Source organism: Micrococcus sp. R8502A1, assembly GCF_006704135.1.
Lineage (GTDB): Bacteria > Actinomycetota > Actinomycetes > Actinomycetales > Micrococcaceae > Micrococcus > Micrococcus luteus.
Genome location: NZ_VIGS01000021.1, coordinates 20426 through 37299, shown reverse-complemented (window position 1 = coordinate 37299; position 16874 = coordinate 20426). Strand labels below are relative to the sequence as shown.

The 16874-nt window shown below is 75.0% G+C and carries 15 protein-coding genes; 10 read left to right on the top strand and 5 right to left on the bottom strand.

Annotated features, from left to right (window positions below):
- Positions 1-223 precede the first annotated feature (223 nt).
- Positions 224-793 carry a DUF4190 domain-containing protein gene (locus tag FLM69_RS05880; protein WP_063189161.1) on the top strand — a complete coding sequence of 190 codons (570 nt, stop codon included), beginning with the start codon at positions 224-226 and terminating at the stop codon, positions 791-793.
- Positions 794-802: 9 nt separating this feature from the next.
- Here FLM69_RS05880 and FLM69_RS05875 read toward each other — a convergent pair whose 3' ends face one another.
- Positions 803-2311, bottom strand: coding sequence for an amidase (locus tag FLM69_RS05875; protein WP_141843446.1), 1509 nt, complete (start codon positions 2309-2311; stop codon positions 803-805).
- An 83-nt stretch (positions 2312-2394) separates the two neighbouring features.
- Between FLM69_RS05875 and FLM69_RS05870 the strand changes: the two genes are divergently transcribed.
- Together FLM69_RS05870 and pheA are read left to right on the top strand one after the other, a co-directional pair.
- Positions 2395-2721, top strand: coding sequence for a rhodanese-like domain-containing protein (locus FLM69_RS05870; protein ID WP_010079684.1), 327 nt, complete (start codon positions 2395-2397; stop codon positions 2719-2721).
- On the top strand, positions 2718-3668 hold the full coding sequence (pheA, locus tag FLM69_RS05865) for a prephenate dehydratase (protein ID WP_020625278.1): 951 nt from the start codon (positions 2718-2720) through the stop codon (positions 3666-3668). Before FLM69_RS05870 ends, pheA begins: the two co-directional genes overlap by 4 nt.
- 248 nt (positions 3669-3916) lie before the next feature.
- Here the strand turns inward: pheA and FLM69_RS05860 are convergent, their stop codons facing one another.
- Positions 3917-5095: a diacylglycerol kinase family protein gene (locus tag FLM69_RS05860; RefSeq protein ID WP_141843444.1), complete on the bottom strand. Its 1179-nt coding sequence runs from the start codon at positions 5093-5095 to the stop codon at positions 3917-3919.
- Positions 5096-5138: 43 nt separating this feature from the next.
- Between FLM69_RS05860 and serS the strand changes: the two genes are divergently transcribed.
- Both serS and FLM69_RS05850 read left to right on the top strand, forming a co-directional pair.
- Positions 5139-6422, top strand: a complete 1284-nt coding sequence (serS, locus tag FLM69_RS05855) for a serine--tRNA ligase (protein WP_036380800.1) — start codon at positions 5139-5141, stop codon at positions 6420-6422.
- Positions 6423-6547: 125 nt separating this feature from the next.
- The gene (locus FLM69_RS05850; RefSeq protein WP_036316228.1) at positions 6548-7357 is read left to right on the top strand and encodes an HAD family hydrolase; all 810 of its coding nucleotides are present in this window, start codon (positions 6548-6550) and stop codon (positions 7355-7357) included.
- 27 nt (positions 7358-7384) lie between these two features.
- Here FLM69_RS05850 and FLM69_RS05845 read toward each other — a convergent pair whose 3' ends face one another.
- Complete coding sequence (locus FLM69_RS05845; protein WP_036380803.1) at positions 7385-8014, bottom strand: hypothetical protein; 630 nt, start codon at positions 8012-8014, stop codon at positions 7385-7387.
- Between the two features lie 89 nt (positions 8015-8103).
- Positions 8104-8691: an inorganic diphosphatase gene (locus FLM69_RS05840; RefSeq protein WP_036380806.1), complete on the bottom strand. Its 588-nt coding sequence runs from the start codon at positions 8689-8691 to the stop codon at positions 8104-8106.
- Positions 8692-8911: 220 nt separating this feature from the next.
- On the opposite strand from FLM69_RS05840, the gene dacB reads away from it, so the two are divergent.
- Genes dacB through hpt form a run of 4 tightly spaced genes read left to right on the top strand, consistent with a single transcriptional unit; the run spans position 8912 to position 13273 of the window.
- A complete protein-coding gene (gene dacB, locus FLM69_RS05835; RefSeq protein ID WP_231862044.1) occupies positions 8912-10222 on the top strand; it encodes a D-alanyl-D-alanine carboxypeptidase/D-alanyl-D-alanine-endopeptidase in 1311 nt (436 codons plus the stop codon).
- A gap of 34 nt (positions 10223-10256) precedes the next feature.
- The gene (locus tag FLM69_RS05830) at positions 10257-11486 is read left to right on the top strand and encodes a zinc-dependent metalloprotease (RefSeq protein WP_036380812.1); all 1230 of its coding nucleotides are present in this window, start codon (positions 10257-10259) and stop codon (positions 11484-11486) included.
- A complete protein-coding gene (gene tilS / locus FLM69_RS05825) occupies positions 11473-12672 on the top strand; it encodes a tRNA lysidine(34) synthetase TilS (protein ID WP_036380815.1) in 1200 nt (399 codons plus the stop codon). The genes FLM69_RS05830 and tilS overlap by 14 nt, the downstream gene beginning before the upstream one ends.
- A 49-nt stretch (positions 12673-12721) precedes the next feature.
- Positions 12722-13273, top strand: coding sequence for a hypoxanthine phosphoribosyltransferase (gene hpt, locus FLM69_RS05820; RefSeq protein WP_020625288.1), 552 nt, complete (start codon positions 12722-12724; stop codon positions 13271-13273).
- Positions 13274-13314: 41 nt separating this feature from the next.
- Here the strand turns inward: hpt and FLM69_RS05815 are convergent, their stop codons facing one another.
- Positions 13315-14379 (bottom strand): type IV toxin-antitoxin system AbiEi family antitoxin domain-containing protein, encoded by a 1065-nt coding sequence (locus tag FLM69_RS05815; RefSeq protein WP_061866868.1) that lies wholly within the window; start codon positions 14377-14379, stop codon positions 13315-13317.
- A 394-nt stretch (positions 14380-14773) separates the two neighbouring features.
- Here FLM69_RS05815 and ftsH point away from each other — a divergent pair, with 394 nt between their 5' ends.
- Positions 14774-16864: an ATP-dependent zinc metalloprotease FtsH gene (ftsH, locus tag FLM69_RS05810; protein ID WP_063189142.1), complete on the top strand. Its 2091-nt coding sequence runs from the start codon at positions 14774-14776 to the stop codon at positions 16862-16864.
- Positions 16865-16874 lie beyond the last annotated feature (10 nt).

The following is a 16874-nucleotide window of genomic DNA, read 5'->3' as shown; positions in this document are numbered from 1 at the left end:
CGCCGTTTCCCGAACGAAAACGCGCCTGGAGCCGCCGTTTCCCGAACGAAAACGGGTGGGGGTCAGTCGTCGGCGCGGAGGGCCCGGCGGCGCGCCTCCAGGTCCATGAGCTCGCTGTTGAGGCGGGGGGACTCGGCGGGGGGGCCCCCCGGGGCGGGCCGGGTCCGGGGGCACCGCCTAGACTCGGCACCGGACCGCGACGCCCCGAACCGGATGGACCGTCATGACCGACCCCCACGCCTCCCACGACCCGCGCCGTGAGGCCGCCCGGCCGAGCTGGTACGGGTCCGAGGCCGGTGCGGGCTCCTCCGGCACCGGCTCCTCCGCCGCCGGCTGGCCCGACGCCCCGGCCGGCGACGCCGACCGCGCCGCCTGGGACCGGGCCCCCTCGTACGCCGAGCAGGAGGAGCAGACCCGCCCCGCCTACGGGCAGCCGTACGGCTACGGCCAGGACGCGAACACCGTCCCCGCCTACGGCTACGGGCAGGGCACGCCCGGCCACGGCTTCGGAGCCCCGCTGCAGCCCGGCCAGACCGAGGGCATCGGCCGCTCGGTGGCGTCCATGATCCTCGGCATCATCTCCGTGGTGGGCGGGTTCACGTTCCTCCTCCCGCCGATCGTGGGCGTGGTCCTCGGACACCTGGGCCTCAAGCGCGAGCCCCACGGCCGCGGCATGGCGATCGCCGGCCTCGTGATGAACTACGTGTCCCTCGCCCTGCTGCTGCTCGCCGTCGTGTTCCTCGTGATCCTGGTGATCGCCGGCATGTCCCTGGGCGACTACACCTCGACCTGACCGGCCGGCTCAGCCGGCCAGCAGCAGCTCGAGGTGCGCGGCCAGGGCGAGCAGGGGCGCGGACGTGCCGGGCCGGCCGATGAGCTGGACGGACCAGTTCAGGCCCCGCTCGTCCCGGAGCACGGGCACCGCGACCGCGGGCAGGCCGAGCACGTTGACCATCGAGGTGTAGGGCGTGAACGCGCACTGCGCCTCGTAGTTGGCCTCGGGCTCCATCGCCAGGAAGTGGCCGACCGGCGGGGGCGCGGTGGCCAGCACCGGGGTCATCACCACGTCGACGGCGGCGAACTGCGCCCGCACCCCGCGCGCCCACTCCTCGAGCCGGTGGGCGGCGTCGTCGAGCTCGGCGCGCCCTGCGGCCCGGGCCGTGCGCAGGAAGTGCGCGGCCACCGCGCCCACGTGGGCCTCGGCGTCCTCCGGCAGCGGCGCCCGGAGCAGCCCGGCGGTCCACACCGTGCGGAAGTCCCGGTGGTAGTCCTCGCCGTAGTAGGGGGAGAGGTCCTCGACCGCGTGGCCGCCCGCGTCCAGGGCGGCGGCGGCCTTCGTCAGGGCGGTGAGGGCGGGCCGGGCCAGGGAGATCTCCAGGTCGGGGGCGAACGGCGAGGCCGTGGTGACGCCGATCCGGCGGACGTCGACGGCGTCCCCGGCCCGGGCGGTCTCCACGGTGCGGCGCAGGTCCGACAGCACCCGGCCGGGCAGGCCCTCGGGGGTGAGCATCACGTCGTAGAGCAGGGCGGCGTCCTCGACCGTGTGGGCCAGCGGGCCCGACACCGTGAGGTTGCGGACCGTGTCCGCGTGCTCGTCCATCGGCAGCTCCCCGCGACCGGGCTTGAGGCCCACGAGCCCGCACGCCGCGGCGGGGATGCGGATGGACCCGCCCCCGTCCGAGCCCGGGGCGAACGGCAGGATCCCCGCGGCGACGGCGGCCGCGGCCCCGCCCGAGGAGCCTCCCGCGGTGCGGGTGGGGTCCAGGGGGTTGCGGGCCGGCGCCGTCACGAGGTTCTCCGAGTAGGAGTCCAGGCCGAACTCGGGCACGGTCGTCTTGCCGAGGGTGACGGTGCCGGCCCCGCGCAGGCGGAGCGCGAGTGGGTCGTCCTGCGCGGCCGGCGGCGCGTCGGCCAGCAGGGCGGAGCCGAACCGCGTGGGCATCCCGCGCACGTCGATCAGGTCCTTGTACGCCAGCGGAAGGCCGTGCAGGGAGGCGGGGGCGCCGTCGTCGTCCGGGGCGGGGGAGGTGTGCGGACCGGGCACGGCCCGGGGCCCGACGCGCGGGTGGGCCGCGTCCAGCTCGGCGGCACGGGTCCGGGCGCCCTCGGCGTCGAGGAGGGCGAAGGCGCCGAGGTCCGCGTGGGCCTGGGCCGCGGCGAGGGCCGCCTCCGTGACCTCCCGGGCGCTCAGCGCCCCGGCGGCGAGGTCCTCCCGCAGGCGCACGGCCGAGCGGTCCAGGAGCCGGGCCGGGCCGGGGGCGGAGGGGGTGCGGTCGTCGTCGGCGGCGGGTGCGGCGTCGGAGGTCTGCATGCGGCCGAGCCTAACGGGCGTGGGCCGGGTCATGGACGGCGGGGCCTTCCTGGGACGTCCGGGCGGGTGGCTACGCTGAAGCCATGAGCGCCTTCGAGACCGTCGATGTGAACGAGATCCCCGCCGATGCGGCCATCCTGGACGTCCGCGAGGACGACGAGTGGGCCCTGGGCCGCGCCGCCGGCGCCCAGCACATCCCGCTGGGCCAGCTGCCGGACCGGCTCGAGGAGCTGGACCCGGACACGGACTACTACCTGATCTGCCGCACCGGCGGCCGCTCCGCCCGCGCCGCCGAGTTCATGACCGGCCGCGGCTACTCGGCCATCAACGTGGCCGGCGGCTCCGGCGCGTGGCTCGAGGCCGGCAAGCCGATGGAGGCCGACGGCGACGCCGAGCCCACCGTCAAGTGACGGGGACGGACTCCGCTGACGCGACGCCGTCGCGCCTGCGCTACGCCTTCCTCGGCCCGGCCGGCACCTTCACCGAGGCCGCCCTGCGCAAGGTGGCGGACCCGGCCGAGGCCGAGTTCGTGTCTGCGGGCTCCGTGCTGAGCGCCGTGGCGGCGCTGCGCAGGGGGGAGGTGGACCGCGCCGTCGTGCCCATCGAGAACTCGGTGGAGGGCGGCGTCTCCGCCACCGTGGACGAGATCGCCCTCGGGGAGACGCTGCAGATCCTCGCGGAGGTGCACGTGCCCATCAGCTTCGTGCTCGTGGGCCGGCCCGGCGTCGCGATCGAGGACGTGCGGCGCGTGACCACGCACCCCCACGCCTGGGCGCAGGTGCGCGGCTGGGCCGAGACGGCGCTGCCGGGCGTGGAGTTCACGCCCGCCCCGTCGACGGCGGCCGGGGCCGGCCTCGTGGCCCAGGGCGACTTCGACGCCGCCGTGTGCGCCCCGCTCGTGGCCGAGCAGACCGGGCTGCCGGTGCTCGCCGAGCGGATCGAGGACGTGCCGGGCGCCGTGACGCGCTTCGTGCTGCTCTCCCGGCCGACGGCCCTGCCCGCGCCCACGGGGGCGGACAAGACCACGCTCGTGGTGCCGCTGCCGGAGGACCGGCCCGGCGCCCTCGGGCAGATCCTGGCCGAGTTCACCACGCGCGGGGTGAACCTCTCCCGCATCGAGTCCCGGCCGACCGGCGAGGGCATCGGGCGGTACTTCTTCTCCCTCGACCTCGAGGGGCACCTGGCGGAGGCCCGCGTGGGTGATGCGCTCGCGGCCCTGTACCGGGAGTACCCCGACCTGCGGTTCCTGGGCTCCTACGCCCAGGCCGAGCCCGTGCCCACGAGGGTGCCGGCCGAGTTCACCGACGCCGCGTATCGCTCCGGCCGCGCCTGGGTGGAGTCCCTCCGCTCCCGCTGAGGCGGTGCAGCACTTTCGTTCGGGAAACGGCGGCCCCCGGGCCACTTTCGTTCGGGAAACGGCGGCCCCAGGGTCACTTTCGTTCGGGAAACGGCGGCCTCGAGAGACTTTCGTTGCCGAAACGGGACGATCACCGCGACGACGGGCCGTCGTCGCGCTTCCCGTCCGCGCGTCGCCCCGGCGCCCGTTTCCCGAACGAAAGCGCTGGGGAAGCCGCCGTTTCCCGAACGAAAGCGGGGACGGGGGGGTCAGATGTGCGGGGCCGGCTCCGGGACGGGGGCGGCGGCGGAGACGCCGTCGTCGCGGACGGAGGCGTCGTCCTCGGCCACGAGCATCACGATGAGCGAGTCCGGCTGCACGCGGGCGTCGAGGGCGGTGATGACCCCGGTGGCGTCGCCGTCGAGCTGGGAGGGCATCGGCTCGGCGAACTCGACCTTCACGCGCTGCGCCTGCTCCGTGTGCATCACGGGGATGGAGCTGCGGGACCGGGTCACGGTCTTCACGGCGATCCGCGCCCAGTCGAGCGCGTGCCGGGGCGAGAGGACCATGACGTCGAGGAGGCCGTCGTCGAGCTTGGCCTGGGGCAGCAGCTCGACGCCGCCCGTGAGCATCCCGCAGTTGGCCACCATCACGGTGCGCACCTTGAACCGGCGGGGCTGACCGCCGTCGAGGGCCACGGTCACCTCGTGCCGCTTGCCGCGCAGGTGCCGTATGCCGGCCTCGCTGTAGGCCAGCCAGCCGGCCAGATCCTTCAGCTCATCCTTGGTGTCGCCCATGATGTCCGCGTCGTAGCCGGCGCCACCGATCACGGTGAAGGTCTGCCGGGTGACGCGCCCGTCCTCGTGCGTGAAGCGGACGTCCACGGTGTCGATGCGTCGCTGCCGGCCCCCCACGGCGATCCGCAGGCATTGCTCGACGTCGTTGATCGGCAGGTCCAGGTTGCGGGCCAGCAGGTTCCCGGTGCCCAGCGGCACCACGCCGAGGGCGACGTCGGTGCCGGCCAGCTGCTCGGCCACGGTGCGGACCGTGCCGTCGCCGCCCGCGGCGATCACGAGCCGGGCACCGGCGTCGAGGGCCTGCCGCGCCATGGCGGTGCCGGGGTCGTCCTCCTGCGTCTCGAGCACGAGCACCTCGCCGAGGCCCTCCGCCGCCGCGAGCCGCTCGAGCTCGCGCCGCACCCGGTCCGCGTGCGTCTTGATGGGGTTCAGCACCAGCGCGACCTCGTGGCGGCCCGTGCCGATGCCGGGCACCTCCTCCAGCCGGCGCTGCACGCCGCCCACCCGCGCGTCGAGGGCGTCCACCAGGAGACGCGTCCGTTGGTGCTGCACGCCGAGGCGGACCTGGCGCACCGCCAGCACCACCACGACGACGGCCAGCACGGCCAGGAGCACCAGGGCGGCCAGCGCCATCCACCACTCGGGAGTCATGCCCTGAGTCTAGGCGTCGGCCCCGCCCGCTAGGCTGGCGCACGTGATCGACGTCAAGGACCTCATCGAGCAGCCCGAGAAGTACCGCGTCTCCCAGGAGGCGCGCGGGGAGGACGCGTCCCTCGTGGACCGCGTGGTCGAGGCGGACGCGGCCCGCCGCTCGTCCATCGCGGGCTTCGAGCAGCTGCGCGCGGAGCAGAAGGCCTTCGGCAAGCGCGTCGCCCAGGCGAAGGGCGAGGAGAAGCAGGCCCTGCTGGCCGAGGTGAAGGACCTGGCCGCGCGCGTGAAGGAGGCCGAGTCGGCCGCCGGCGCGGCCGAGGCCCGCCTCGCGGAGCTGCAGCGCGCCTTCCCGAACCTGATCGTCGACGGCGTCCCGGCCGGCGGCGAGGACGACTTCGTGGTCCTCAAGGAGGTCGGCACCCCGCGCGACTTCGCCGCCGAGGGCTTCGAGCCGCGCGACCACCTCGAGCTCGGCGAGCTGCTCGGGGCGATCGACATGGAGCGCGGCGCGAAGGTGTCCGGCGCCCGGTTCAGCTTCCTCAAGGGCGTGGGCGCGCGTCTCGAGCTCGCCCTGATGCAGCTGGGCCTGGACCTGGCCCTGGAGAACGGCTTCGTGCCGGTCATCCCGCCCACCCTGGTGCGCCCGGAGACCATGCAGGGCACCGGCTTCGACGTCGAGCACGACGACGAGATCTACCGTCTGGAGCGCGACGACCTGTATCTCGTGGGCACCTCCGAGGTGGCCCTGGCCGGCTACCACGCGGACGAGATCATGGACGTGAGCGCCCCCGTCCGGTACGCGGGCTGGTCCACGTGCTACCGGCGTGAGGCGGGCTCGGCGGGCAAGGACACCCGCGGCATCATCCGCGTGCACCAGTTCAACAAGCTGGAGATGTTCATCTACGCCGCACAGGAGGACGCGGAGGCGGAGCACGAGCGCCTGCTGGCGTGGGAGGAGCGGATGCTGGGCGCCATCGAGGTGCCGTACCGCGTGATCGACATCGCCGCCGGCGACCTCGGCCTCTCCGCCGCCCGCAAGTTCGACTGCGAGGCCTGGGTCCCCACGCAGGGCACCTATCGCGAGCTGACGTCCACCTCGAACTGCACCACGTTCCAGGCCCGCCGTCTCAACATCCGCGAGCGGGTCCGCACGGAGGACGGTTCCAAGGGCGGCACCCGCATGGTGGCCACGCTCAACGGCACCCTGGCCACCACCCGCTGGATCGTGGCGATCCTGGAGAACCACCAGAACGCGGACGGCTCGGTCACCGTGCCCGCCGCGCTGCGTCCCTACCTCGGCGGGATGGAGCGCTTCGAGCTGGTCTGAACGGACGACGTCGTCCCCGGCGGCGTCGGCCGCCTCGCCCGCCTGCCCCGCGGCGCCCCTGCGGCGCCCCCGCCGTTCACCCGCGCGTCGCCGTCGTGTCCGGGCCGTGTGGTTGGGTGGAGGTCATGACGAAGAAGCTCGTGTGCCTGGACGTGGACGGAACGATCGTGGACCATGACGGCCATCTGCATGAGCCCGTGCGCGCGGCCGTGCGGGCCGTGCTGGACGCCGGGCACCACGTGGTCATCGCGACGGGCCGCTCCCGCGCGGCCACCCTGCCCGTGGCCCGCTCCCTGGGGATCGGCGCCGGCTTCATGGTGTGCTCCAACGGCGGCGTCACGCTGCGCCTGGACCCCGAGCTGGAGGAGGGCTACGAGATCACGGACCTGCGCACCTTCGACCCGCGCTCGGTGCTGACCCAGCTGCGCCACCGCCTGCCCAGCGCCAAGTACGCGCTCGAGCTGCCGGACGGCACCTTCCGCTCCACCGAGCGGTTCCAGGACATGTCCTTCGGCGTGGCCGCGGAGGGCGTCACGTTCGAGGAGCTGATGGACACCACGGCCGTGCGCCTCGTGGTGTTCTCCACGGACTCCTCCGCCGAGGAGTTCGGCCGCGCGGTGGAGGGCATCGGCCTGTCCGGCGTGACCTACTCCGTGGGCTGGACGGCGTGGCTCGACGTCGCCGCGGCGGGCGTGACCAAGGCCTCCGGGCTCGAGGCGCTGCGCACCGTGCTGAAGGTGGCCCCCGAGGACACCGTGGCCGTGGGCGACGGCCGCAACGACATCGAGATGCTCCGCTGGGCCGGCCGCGGCGTGGCCATGGGCCAGGCCGTGGAGGAGGTCGTGGCCGCCGCGGACGAGGTCACCGGGCACGTGGACGAGCACGGGCTCGCCACGGTGCTGCGCTCGCTCCTCGAGGAGCCGGCCGCGGCCTGAGCGGCGCGGCCGGCCCGGGCCGCCGGGTCAGCCCCCCGCCAAGGTGAGCAGCCGCGCGGCGGCGGGGCGGCAGGCGTGCTCCTCGTTCCAGTAGGAGCGCTGCACCGCCTGCGAGACGGCCTGCGCCGTGATCCCGAGCGCGGCGGCCGCCGGCTTCTGCTGGCCGCGCACCCCCGGCACCAGCAGGTCCAGCACCGCCCACTCGGCGTCGGTCCGGGACCACACGAGCTGCCCGACGAGTCGCAGCACGGCCTCGGCCTCGGCGGCCGCCTCCTCGTCCCTGCCGCGCACGGCCAACGGGATCCGCGCGGTGGACACGGCCGCCGCCTCCACGGCCCGCCGCGCCGCCGCGAGACCGGGCCCGCCGGCGTCGTGCAGGTCCCCGGAGGCGGGCACGCCCGCCGCACCGTCCGCGTGCGTCACCGTCCCGACGCCGACCCCCACGTTCCAGCGGCGCTGCCGCAGGGCGCGCAGCGACACGTCCACGGCGACGCGCGGATCCTCGACGGCGCCGATCAGCTCGTCGCCCACGGCGCGCTGGAACGGGAGCACGACGGCGTCGCCGAGCCCCGGCACGTCCTGGAGGGCGCGCAGGAACGTGTCCACGCGGTCGCCGGCGTCGAGGGTGTCCCGCTGGTTGATGGTGAGCACGAACATGGTCGTCGATTCTGCCAGCCCGCAGACGACGCCGGCCGCCCACCCCGAGGGGTGAGCGGCCGGCGTCGCGCGCGTGGGCGGTGCGGGGATCAGCGGCCCTGGGGCTCGTCCGTCTGCTCGCCCTCCTCGGTGGCCGGCTGTGCCTCCTCGGTGTCCACCTCGCGGCCCTGGGGCTCGTCGGTCGGGGACTCCTCGCCCTCGGCGTCGAAGCGCTGGATGGAGGCCTCGAGCTCGGCCTCGGCGGCCGCGCGGCCCTCCCAGCCCTCGGCCTTGACCCACTTGCCCGGCTCGAGGTCCTTGTAGCGGGTGAAGAAGTGCTCGATCTCCTGCTTGAGGGACTCCTCCACGTGCTCGAGCTCGGTGATGTGGTCGTAGCGCTTGTCCGCCGGGACGCACAGCAGCTTGGCGTCGCCGCCGCCGTCGTCGGTCATGTTGAACACGCCGATCGGGCGGGCCTCGACGACGCAGCCCGGCACCAGGTCGAAGCCCGGCAGGTACACGAGGGCGTCCAGCGGGTCGCCGTCCTCGCCGAGGGTGTTCTCGAAGTAGCCGTAGTGCGTGGGGTACTGCATGGAGGTGAAGAGCACGCGGTCCAGGCGCAGGCGGCCGGTCTCGTGGTCGAACTCGTACTTCACGCGGGAGCCCGCGGGGATCTCGATGGTGACGTCGTGCGCCATGACTCTCCTTCGCACAGAGGGTGGGGTGTCCGGGCGGCGCGGCGCCGCCCGGCGGTGCTGCCGTCAGCCTACCGGGGGCGTCCGTCATGATGGACGCATGGGACAGGTGGACACGGGGCGCGCTGGGCGTCGGGATCGACGCACGGAACACCGCCGGAGCCGCTCGCTCCCCGCCGTCCTCCTGGCCGCGCTCACGGCCGCCCTGGTCGCCTGCGGGCCCGTGACCGCACCGACGGCCCCGTCGAGCGCGCCCGCCTCGTCGACGACCGCCGAGCCGACGTCGTCGTCCCCGTCCGCCGGCCCCACCGCGGCCCAGGTGGCGGCCGCCGTCGAGCCGGGGCTGGAGACGTCCCCGGGCACGGTCTCCGCCGAGTTCCGCGACCTGGCCACCGGCGAGGTGCTCTACGCGCGGGACGCGGACGAGCCCGTGGCCCCCGCGTCCTCGCTCAAGGTGCTCGCCGCCGCGGCCATCGTCTCCGCCCTGGGTCCTGAGACGACCCTGCAGACCACCGTGGTGGCCCAGCCCACCGCGGACGGCGCGGCCACCGAGCTGGTGCTCGTGGGCGGCGGCGACGTGCTGCTGGGCACGGGCGCCTCGGACTCGAAACACGTCTCCGGCCGCGCGGGCCTGCGCACCCTCGCGGAGCGGACCGTGGCCGGACTCGTCGAGGACGGCGTCACCGGGCAGGTGGTGGTCAGCACGGACCTGCGGCTCTTCACCGACCGCAAGGCCCTGAACCCGCGCTGGACGCCGGACATCCCGGAGAGCGGCAACGTCGCGCCGGTGCAGCCGCTGGCCACCTACGGCGGTCGCGAGGCCCCCGGCACCGGGGAGGACCGCATCGAGGCCCCGGCGCAGTTCGCCGCGCTCACCTTCCAGGCCGCCCTCGACGACGCGGTGGCCGCCTCCGGTGCCGACCTCGAGGTGGGTCTGCGGGACACGATCCCGGCCACCGAGGTGCCGCGCGCCACGGTCCTCGCCGCCGCCCCCGTCGCGGCCGTGGAGTCCGCGCCCGTGGGGGAGCAGGTCGCGTACCTGCTGGCCCACTCGGAGAACCAGGTGGTCGAGGCCCTGGCCCACGCGGCCGCGCCCGCCGCCGACCTGCCCGCCACCCACGAGGGTGCCGCGCAGCTGCTGACGGCCACCGCCGAGGACCTCGGCGTGGACACCGCCGGGATGGCGCTCGTGGACTCCTCCGGACTCTCCCCGGACAACCGGGTCAGCGCGGGCCAGCTGGCCGGCGTCGTGGCCGGGGTGGCCCGCACGCCCGCCCTGGGCACCGTGCTGGAGGGCCTGCCGCGGCCCGGCGAGGACTCCACCCTGGGCGACCGGTTCCCGGATGCCCCCGCGCGGCAGGCCGTGGCCGCGAAGACCGGCACGCTCGACCAGACGGTCTCCCTCACCGGCACCGTCACCACGACGTCCGGGCGGGTCCTCGCGTTCAGCATCATCTGCTCGGATCTGCAGTGGAAGTTGGAGCCCGCGCGCGCGGCGGTCGATGAGGCCGTCAGCGCCGTCGCCGGGCTCTGATCCGAGGTCCGGGCCCTGTGATCTGATGGAGCCCATGAGCGACCACCACGCGACCGACCGCCCTCGCGCCGCGGACGCCGAGCCGGGCGCCCCCGCCGAGCCGGCCCCCGCCGTCGCCCACCCGGTGGACTGGGCCTTCGCGGCACGGACCGCACGGTCCCTCGCCGCCGCCGGCCCCCGGTTCACGCCGCGGGAGGCGACGCGCGAGGCGGAGGGCCTGCGCGCCGCCGCGGAGGCCGCCGTGCCGCACGTCCACCGCCTGACCGGGCTCGAGGCGGCCCGGGACCTGCGCGACTCGCAGGTGCTCGTGGTGGACCGCCCCACCTGGTCGCGCGCCGCCACGCAGTCCTTCGCCACGCTGCTGGACCCCACGTTCGCGCACCTGCGGGACACCCGGCCCCGCGAGCACGCCGCCGCCACCACCCGCGTCACCCGGCACGCCACCGCCCTGGAGATGGGAGGGATCCTCGCGTGGATGTCCGGGAAGATCCTCGGCCAGTACGACCCGTTCATCGCGCTGCCCGGCCCCGGGGGGACGGCGGCCGGTCCCGCCGGCGGACGCCTGCTGCTCGTGGCCCCGAACGTCGCGCAGGTGCGCGCGGAGATCAACGTCGACCCGGCGGACTTCCGCCTCTGGGTGTGCCTGCACGAGCAGACCCACCGCGTGCAGTTCGCTGCCGCGCCCTGGCTGCGCGAGCACCTGCGGGCCGAGATCACCGCGCTCACCGTCGGCCTGTTCGACAGGGCCGAGTCCCTGCCCGAGCGCCTGCGCACCGCGCTCGCGGCGGCGAACCCGCTGGGTCGGGAGGCCGACGCCGGCCGGACCGGGACACGGGACGGACACGACGCGCAGGACGCGGCCCCGGCCCGACCCGCGCCGGGCCTGCTCGGGGCGATCCAGGACGAGGAGGACCGGGAGCGCCTGTCCCGGCTGACGGCCGTGATGTCCCTGCTCGAGGGGCACGCGAACGTGGTGATGGACGGCGTCGACTCCTCCGTCGTGTCGTCCGTCAAGACCATCCGCCGTCGCTTCGACGAGCGCGGCGACCGCCGGTCGCCCCTGGACCGCATGCTCCGCCGCCTGCTGGGCATGGACGCCAAGATGGCCCAGTACCGCGACGGTCAGAGGTTCGTGGCCGCCGCCGTGGCCGAGCTCGGCATGGCCGGGTTCAACGTGGTCTGGGACGCCCCCGAGCTGCTGCCGAGCGAGGCCGAGCTCCACGCCCCCGAGACGTGGGTGGCGCGCATCCGTGCCCAGGCCTGAGGCGCGGGACCCGGGGCCGACGCCGGCGGGCGGGGCCGGCGGCCTGCCCGCGGTCGGCGCATGGCCGCCGCGCACCCGCTGGCCCGAGCCCCTGCACCGGGCCGTCGCGGCGGTGCGGGAGGCCCTCGCGGGCGACGGGTCCTGTCGCGCGGATGCCGGGCCGGGCCGGGCGGGGAATCGCCCCCGCGGGCTCGTCGCCCTCTCCGGCGGCGCCGACTCCCTCGCGCTCGCCGTGGCCTGCGCCGTCCTCGTGGGCACCCGGGACGGTGCGCGGCTCGGCCCGATCGGCGCGGCCGTGGTGGACCACGGGCTGCAGTCGGGCAGCGACGCGGTGGCGGCGGCCGCCGCCGACGTCGCCCGCATCCTCGGCCTGACCCCGGTCACCGTCACGCGGGTCGAGGTGGCCCGCACCGGCGACGGCCCGGAGGCCGACGCCCGGCGTGCCCGCCGGGTGGCCCTCGCCGCCGCCGCCCGAGACGCGGGGCAGGGCGCCGCCGCCCCGGGGGCGGGCGCCGCCGTCGTCCTCACCGCCCACACCGCCGACGACCAGGCCGAACAGGTCCTCCTCGGGCTCGCGCGCGGGTCCGGCACGCGGTCCCTCGCGGGGATCCCGGCGCGTGGGACGCTGCCGGGCGGGGCCGCCGTCGTCCGACCCCTGCTGGGCCTGGCCCGCGCGGACACCGAGGCGATCTGCCGCTGGGCCGGGCTGACCTGGTTCGAGGACCCGCACAACCGCGATCCCGCGCTGCTGCGCTCGCGGGTCCGCACCCGCGTGCTGCCCGCGCTCGAGGACCCCGACGCCGGCCTCGGCCCCGGCGTGCGGGTCGGGCTGGTGCGCACCGCGGCCATCGCGGCCGAGGACGCCGCGGCCCTCGACGCATGGGCCGGCGACGAGGTCACCCGGCTGCGCGTCGACCCGCCCGCCGGGGACCCGCGCGTCGTCTCCCTGGACCTGGACGCCCTGGCCGCGCTGCCCGCCGCCGTGCGCCACCGCGTGATCGCGCGCGCCGCCCGCGCCGCGGGAGGGCAGGCCCCGCCCCGCGAACGGATCCTCGCGGTGGACGCCCTCGTGACGGGCGCCCGCGCGGGGGGCACGTCGGCCGGTCCGGTGGAGCTGCCCGGCGGGGTGGCCGTGCATCGGGCGTGTGCCAGACTGGACCTCATCCCCTGCCTGCCCGGTCCCTGACTGCGGCCCGGCCCGGCATTCCCGCACGAGCACTCACCAGGAGCGGCGCATGGACGCACAGGATGTCCAGAACGACCTCAGCCACGTCCTCATGTCCCGCGAGGACGTGCAGGACACGATCACGGACCTGGCCCGCCAGATCGACCGCGACTACGCGGACAAGGACCTGCTCATCGTCGCCGTGCTCAAGGGCGCGGTGATGGTGGTCGCCGACCTCACCCGCGCCCTGCACTCCCACGTGGAGCTGGACTTCATGGCGGTCTCCTCCTACGGCTCCGGCACCAAGTCCTCCGGCGTGGTGCGCATCCTCAAGGACCTCGACGCGGACCTCACGGGCCGGCACGTCCTGATCGTCGAGGACATCATCGACTCCGGCCTGACCCTGTCCTGGCTCAAGGCCAACCTGGAGTCCCGCGGCCCGGCCTCGGTCGAGATCTGCACCCTGCTGCGCAAGCCGGAGGCCATGAAGGTGGACATCGACGTGAAGTACGTCGGGCGGGACATCCCCAACGAGTTCGTGGTGGGCTACGGCCTGGACTACGCGGAGAAGTACCGCAACCTGGACTTCGTGGGCACCCTCGCCCCGCACGTGTACAGCTGACCGGGGGCCCGGCCCGGCGTGGCCGCCGCAGCAGCGACCTGTCACGTGAGCGGTCGCTCTGAGGTGCCATTCACGCCCCATTCCGACTCCTTGCGTGACAGGTCGCCGGCGTCCCCGAGGTGACGGCGCACCTCCACGAACACGCGCGTGAATCCGCGGCGAGCGTCGGAGGAGGACACGGTGATGTTCCGGTAGCCCCGTCGCTCGAAGGCCGCGTTGCGCTGCACGTCGCGATCGATCTGGCGATCCGCACCGTGGTGGCCGCCGTCGTAGTGCAGGGCCACTCTCGCCTGCCGATAGCCCAGGTCCGCCGTCGCGGGGTGGTGCAGGGAGAACTCCGGGTCCCAGACCTCGAGCTGCAGTGCGGGCTCGGGGAGCCCGGCGGCCCTCAGCGCGAGCCGGAGCCGCGTCTCCTTCGGCGAGTGCGCCCCCACCCGGACCAGTGTGGCGGCGGTGCGGAGCCGTCGTCGTCGGTTGTGCGCGGACGGGCTCGCTTCGGCCGCCTGGGCCAGGGCCGCCCGGGTCCGCTCGGCGGCGTCCGGGCCGCCGGACAGCTGCGCCCGGCGGACGAGATGGTCGCCGAGGATGACGAGCTCGTCGTCGTCGAGCAGGGCCGAGAGGTCGACCCAGAGACGGGGCGGGGCGGTGACGTACCAGGCCAGGCCGCCGATCCGCACGCCCTCCACGTCCGCGGGCGGGAGTGCCGTCCGGTGGGAGGTGACGCCGGGGAGGGCGAGGCGGCCACGGTCCCGCGGGCGGCTCACGTGGACGCCGTCCTCCGCGTCCAGTCGCTCCGGCAGCCAGATCTCCCGGGCGCGGGCTGCGGTCTGGTGCGACACCACCGTGGTGGCGCGGTGCCGGGCGAGCCGCAGCAGCAGCTCGCGTTGGGCGGCCGAGAGCGGGGTGCTCCACCGGTAGGGGGAGGAGCCGGCCACGGGGCGTTCGACGGCGGCCGGGGTGGCCTCACGCCGGCGGTAGAGGCCCCGGGCGAGGCGTTCGACGTCGGAGCGACGCAGCCGGTTGCGGTCGATGCCGGCGGCCCTCGCCTGCGCGGCGGTGAAGGGGCCGTGAAGCAAGGCCGCGGGAAGCGGGGCGGGGTGACGCATGGTGCCAGCCTGGCGCGGTGGGGCGGGCGGCGTCCTGAGCCGCCGCCGGCCTGGGGAGGAATGCGGGTGCACGGGGGTCTGTGCAGGAGGGGACACAGGGGCGCGACCGCAGCGCCGGCGACCTGTCACGCGAGCGGTCGCTCCGAGGCGCCATCCACGCGCCATTCCGACCTCTCGCATTCCCGGTGGGCGTCAAGACGGCGCTGGCCGACGTCGCCGCCGGCCGACCGCCCGCGCCCTGTCCACCTGACGCGAACAGTCAGCGGACACCCGGGCCGGGCCGGTACCGTGGGGGCTTGACCCGGGCGCGACGTCGGCCCTGCGCCGGCCCCGGCCGCACGGCGGCCGCCCCGGGCAGCCCGGCCCCCGCGGCAGACCAGGAGACACTCGGACCGTGAAGAAGCTGTTCAACAAGCCCTACGTCTGGATCCTGCTGGGCCTGCTGGTCCTCGCCGTCGCGATCCCGCTGACCACGTCACAGAGCGGCCGCACCGTGGTGGACACCAACGTGGGCATGGCCCTGCTGAAGGACGACAAGGCCGCGCAGGCCCGCGTGGTGGACGGGGACCAGCGCGTGGACCTCACCCTGCGTGAGCCCTACAAGCAGGACGACCGGGACCTCGGCAAGGAGGTCTACTTCTACTTCGCCAGCGCGCGCGCCACGGACGTGGTCACCGCGGTGGACGACTCGGCCCTGGACGGCTACACGGACGAGCCGGTGCGGAGCAACTGGTTCCTCTCGCTACTCGGCTTCATGGTCCCGTTCCTGCTCATCGCACTGCTGTTCTGGTTCCTGATGTCCCGCATGCAGGGCGGCGGCGGCAAGGTCATGCAGTTCGGCAAGTCCCGCGCCAAGCTGATCAACAAGGACAACCCGGACGTGCTGTTCAAGGACGTCGCGGGCGCGGACGAGGCCGTGGAGGAGCTCCAGGAGATCAAGGAGTTCCTCACCGTGCCGGACCGCTTCCGCGCGGTGGGCGCCAAGATCCCCAAGGGCGTGCTGCTCTACGGCCCGCCCGGCACGGGCAAGACCCTCCTGGCCAAGGCCGTGGCCGGTGAGGCCGGCGTGCCGTTCTACTCGATCTCCGGCTCGGACTTCGTGGAGATGTTCGTGGGTGTCGGCGCCTCGCGCGTGCGCGACCTCTTCGAGCAGGCCAAGTCCAACGCCCCCGCCATCATCTTCGTGGACGAGATCGACGCCGTCGGCCGGCACCGCGGCGCAGGCATCGGCGGCGGCAACGACGAGCGCGAGCAGACCCTGAACCAGATGCTCGTGGAGATGGACGGCTTCGACGCCTCCACGAACGTCATCATGATCGCCGCGACCAACCGCCCGGACGTCCTGGACCCGGCGCTGCTGCGCCCGGGCCGCTTCGACCGCCAGATCCCCGTGGACGCCCCGGACCTCGAGGGCCGCGCCAGGATCCTCGAGGTGCACGCGCAGGGCAAGCCGATCGCCCTGGACGTGGACCTGCGCGCCCTGGCCAAGCGCACCCCCGGCTACACGGGCGCGGACCTGGCCAACGTGATCAACGAGGCCGCGCTGCTCACGGCGCGCTCGAACAACAACGTGATCGACAACCACGCCCTGGACGAGGCCGTGGACCGCGTGATGGCCGGCCCGCAGAAGCGCACCCGCCTGATGAACGAGCACGAGCGCAAGGTCACCGCCTACCACGAGGGCGGCCACGCGCTCGTCGCGGCCGGGCTGCGCAACTCCGCCCCGGTCACCAAGATCACGATCCTGCCCCGCGGCCGCGCCCTGGGCTACACGATGGTGGTCCCGGAGGACGACAAGTACTCCGTCACCCGCAACGAGCTCCTGGACCAGCTCGCGTACGCGATGGGCGGGCGCGTGGCGGAGGAGATCGTGTTCAAGGACCCGTCCACGGGCGCCGCGAACGACATCCAGAAGGCCACGGACACGGCCCGCAAGATGGTCACCGAGTACGGCATGTCCGCCAAGGTGGGCGCCGTCAAGCTCGGCGGCGGCAGCTCCGAGCCCTTCGTGGGCGGTGCCCCCGGCGGCTCCTCCCGCGAGTACTCCGAGGAGCTCGCGTACCTGGTGGACGCCGAGGTCCGCACCCTGCTGGACCAGGCCCACGCCGAGGCCCACTGGGTGCTCACGGAGAACCGGGACGTCCTGGACCGGCTGGCCTACGAGCTGCTGGAGAAGGAGACGCTGACCCAGGAGGCCATCGCCGCCATCTTCGCGGACGTCCGCAAGCGGCCCGAGCGCGGCGTGTGGCTGGCCTCGGACGACCGGCTCCCGCAGGACATCCCGCCGGTCCTCTCCCCCTCCGAGCGCCGCTCGCGCCACGACGGCGGGGATCAGACCCCCGTCGGCGTCGAGGGCACCACGGTGCCGGTGCGTCCGGAGGGTGCGCCGCCGTCGTCGCTGGGCGGGGACGCGGCCGGCCCCGGCCTGCCGCCGCACGGCGGTCCGAGCAACACGCCGGGCCCCGGCGAGGGACCGACCTTTTGACCGCGCAGGA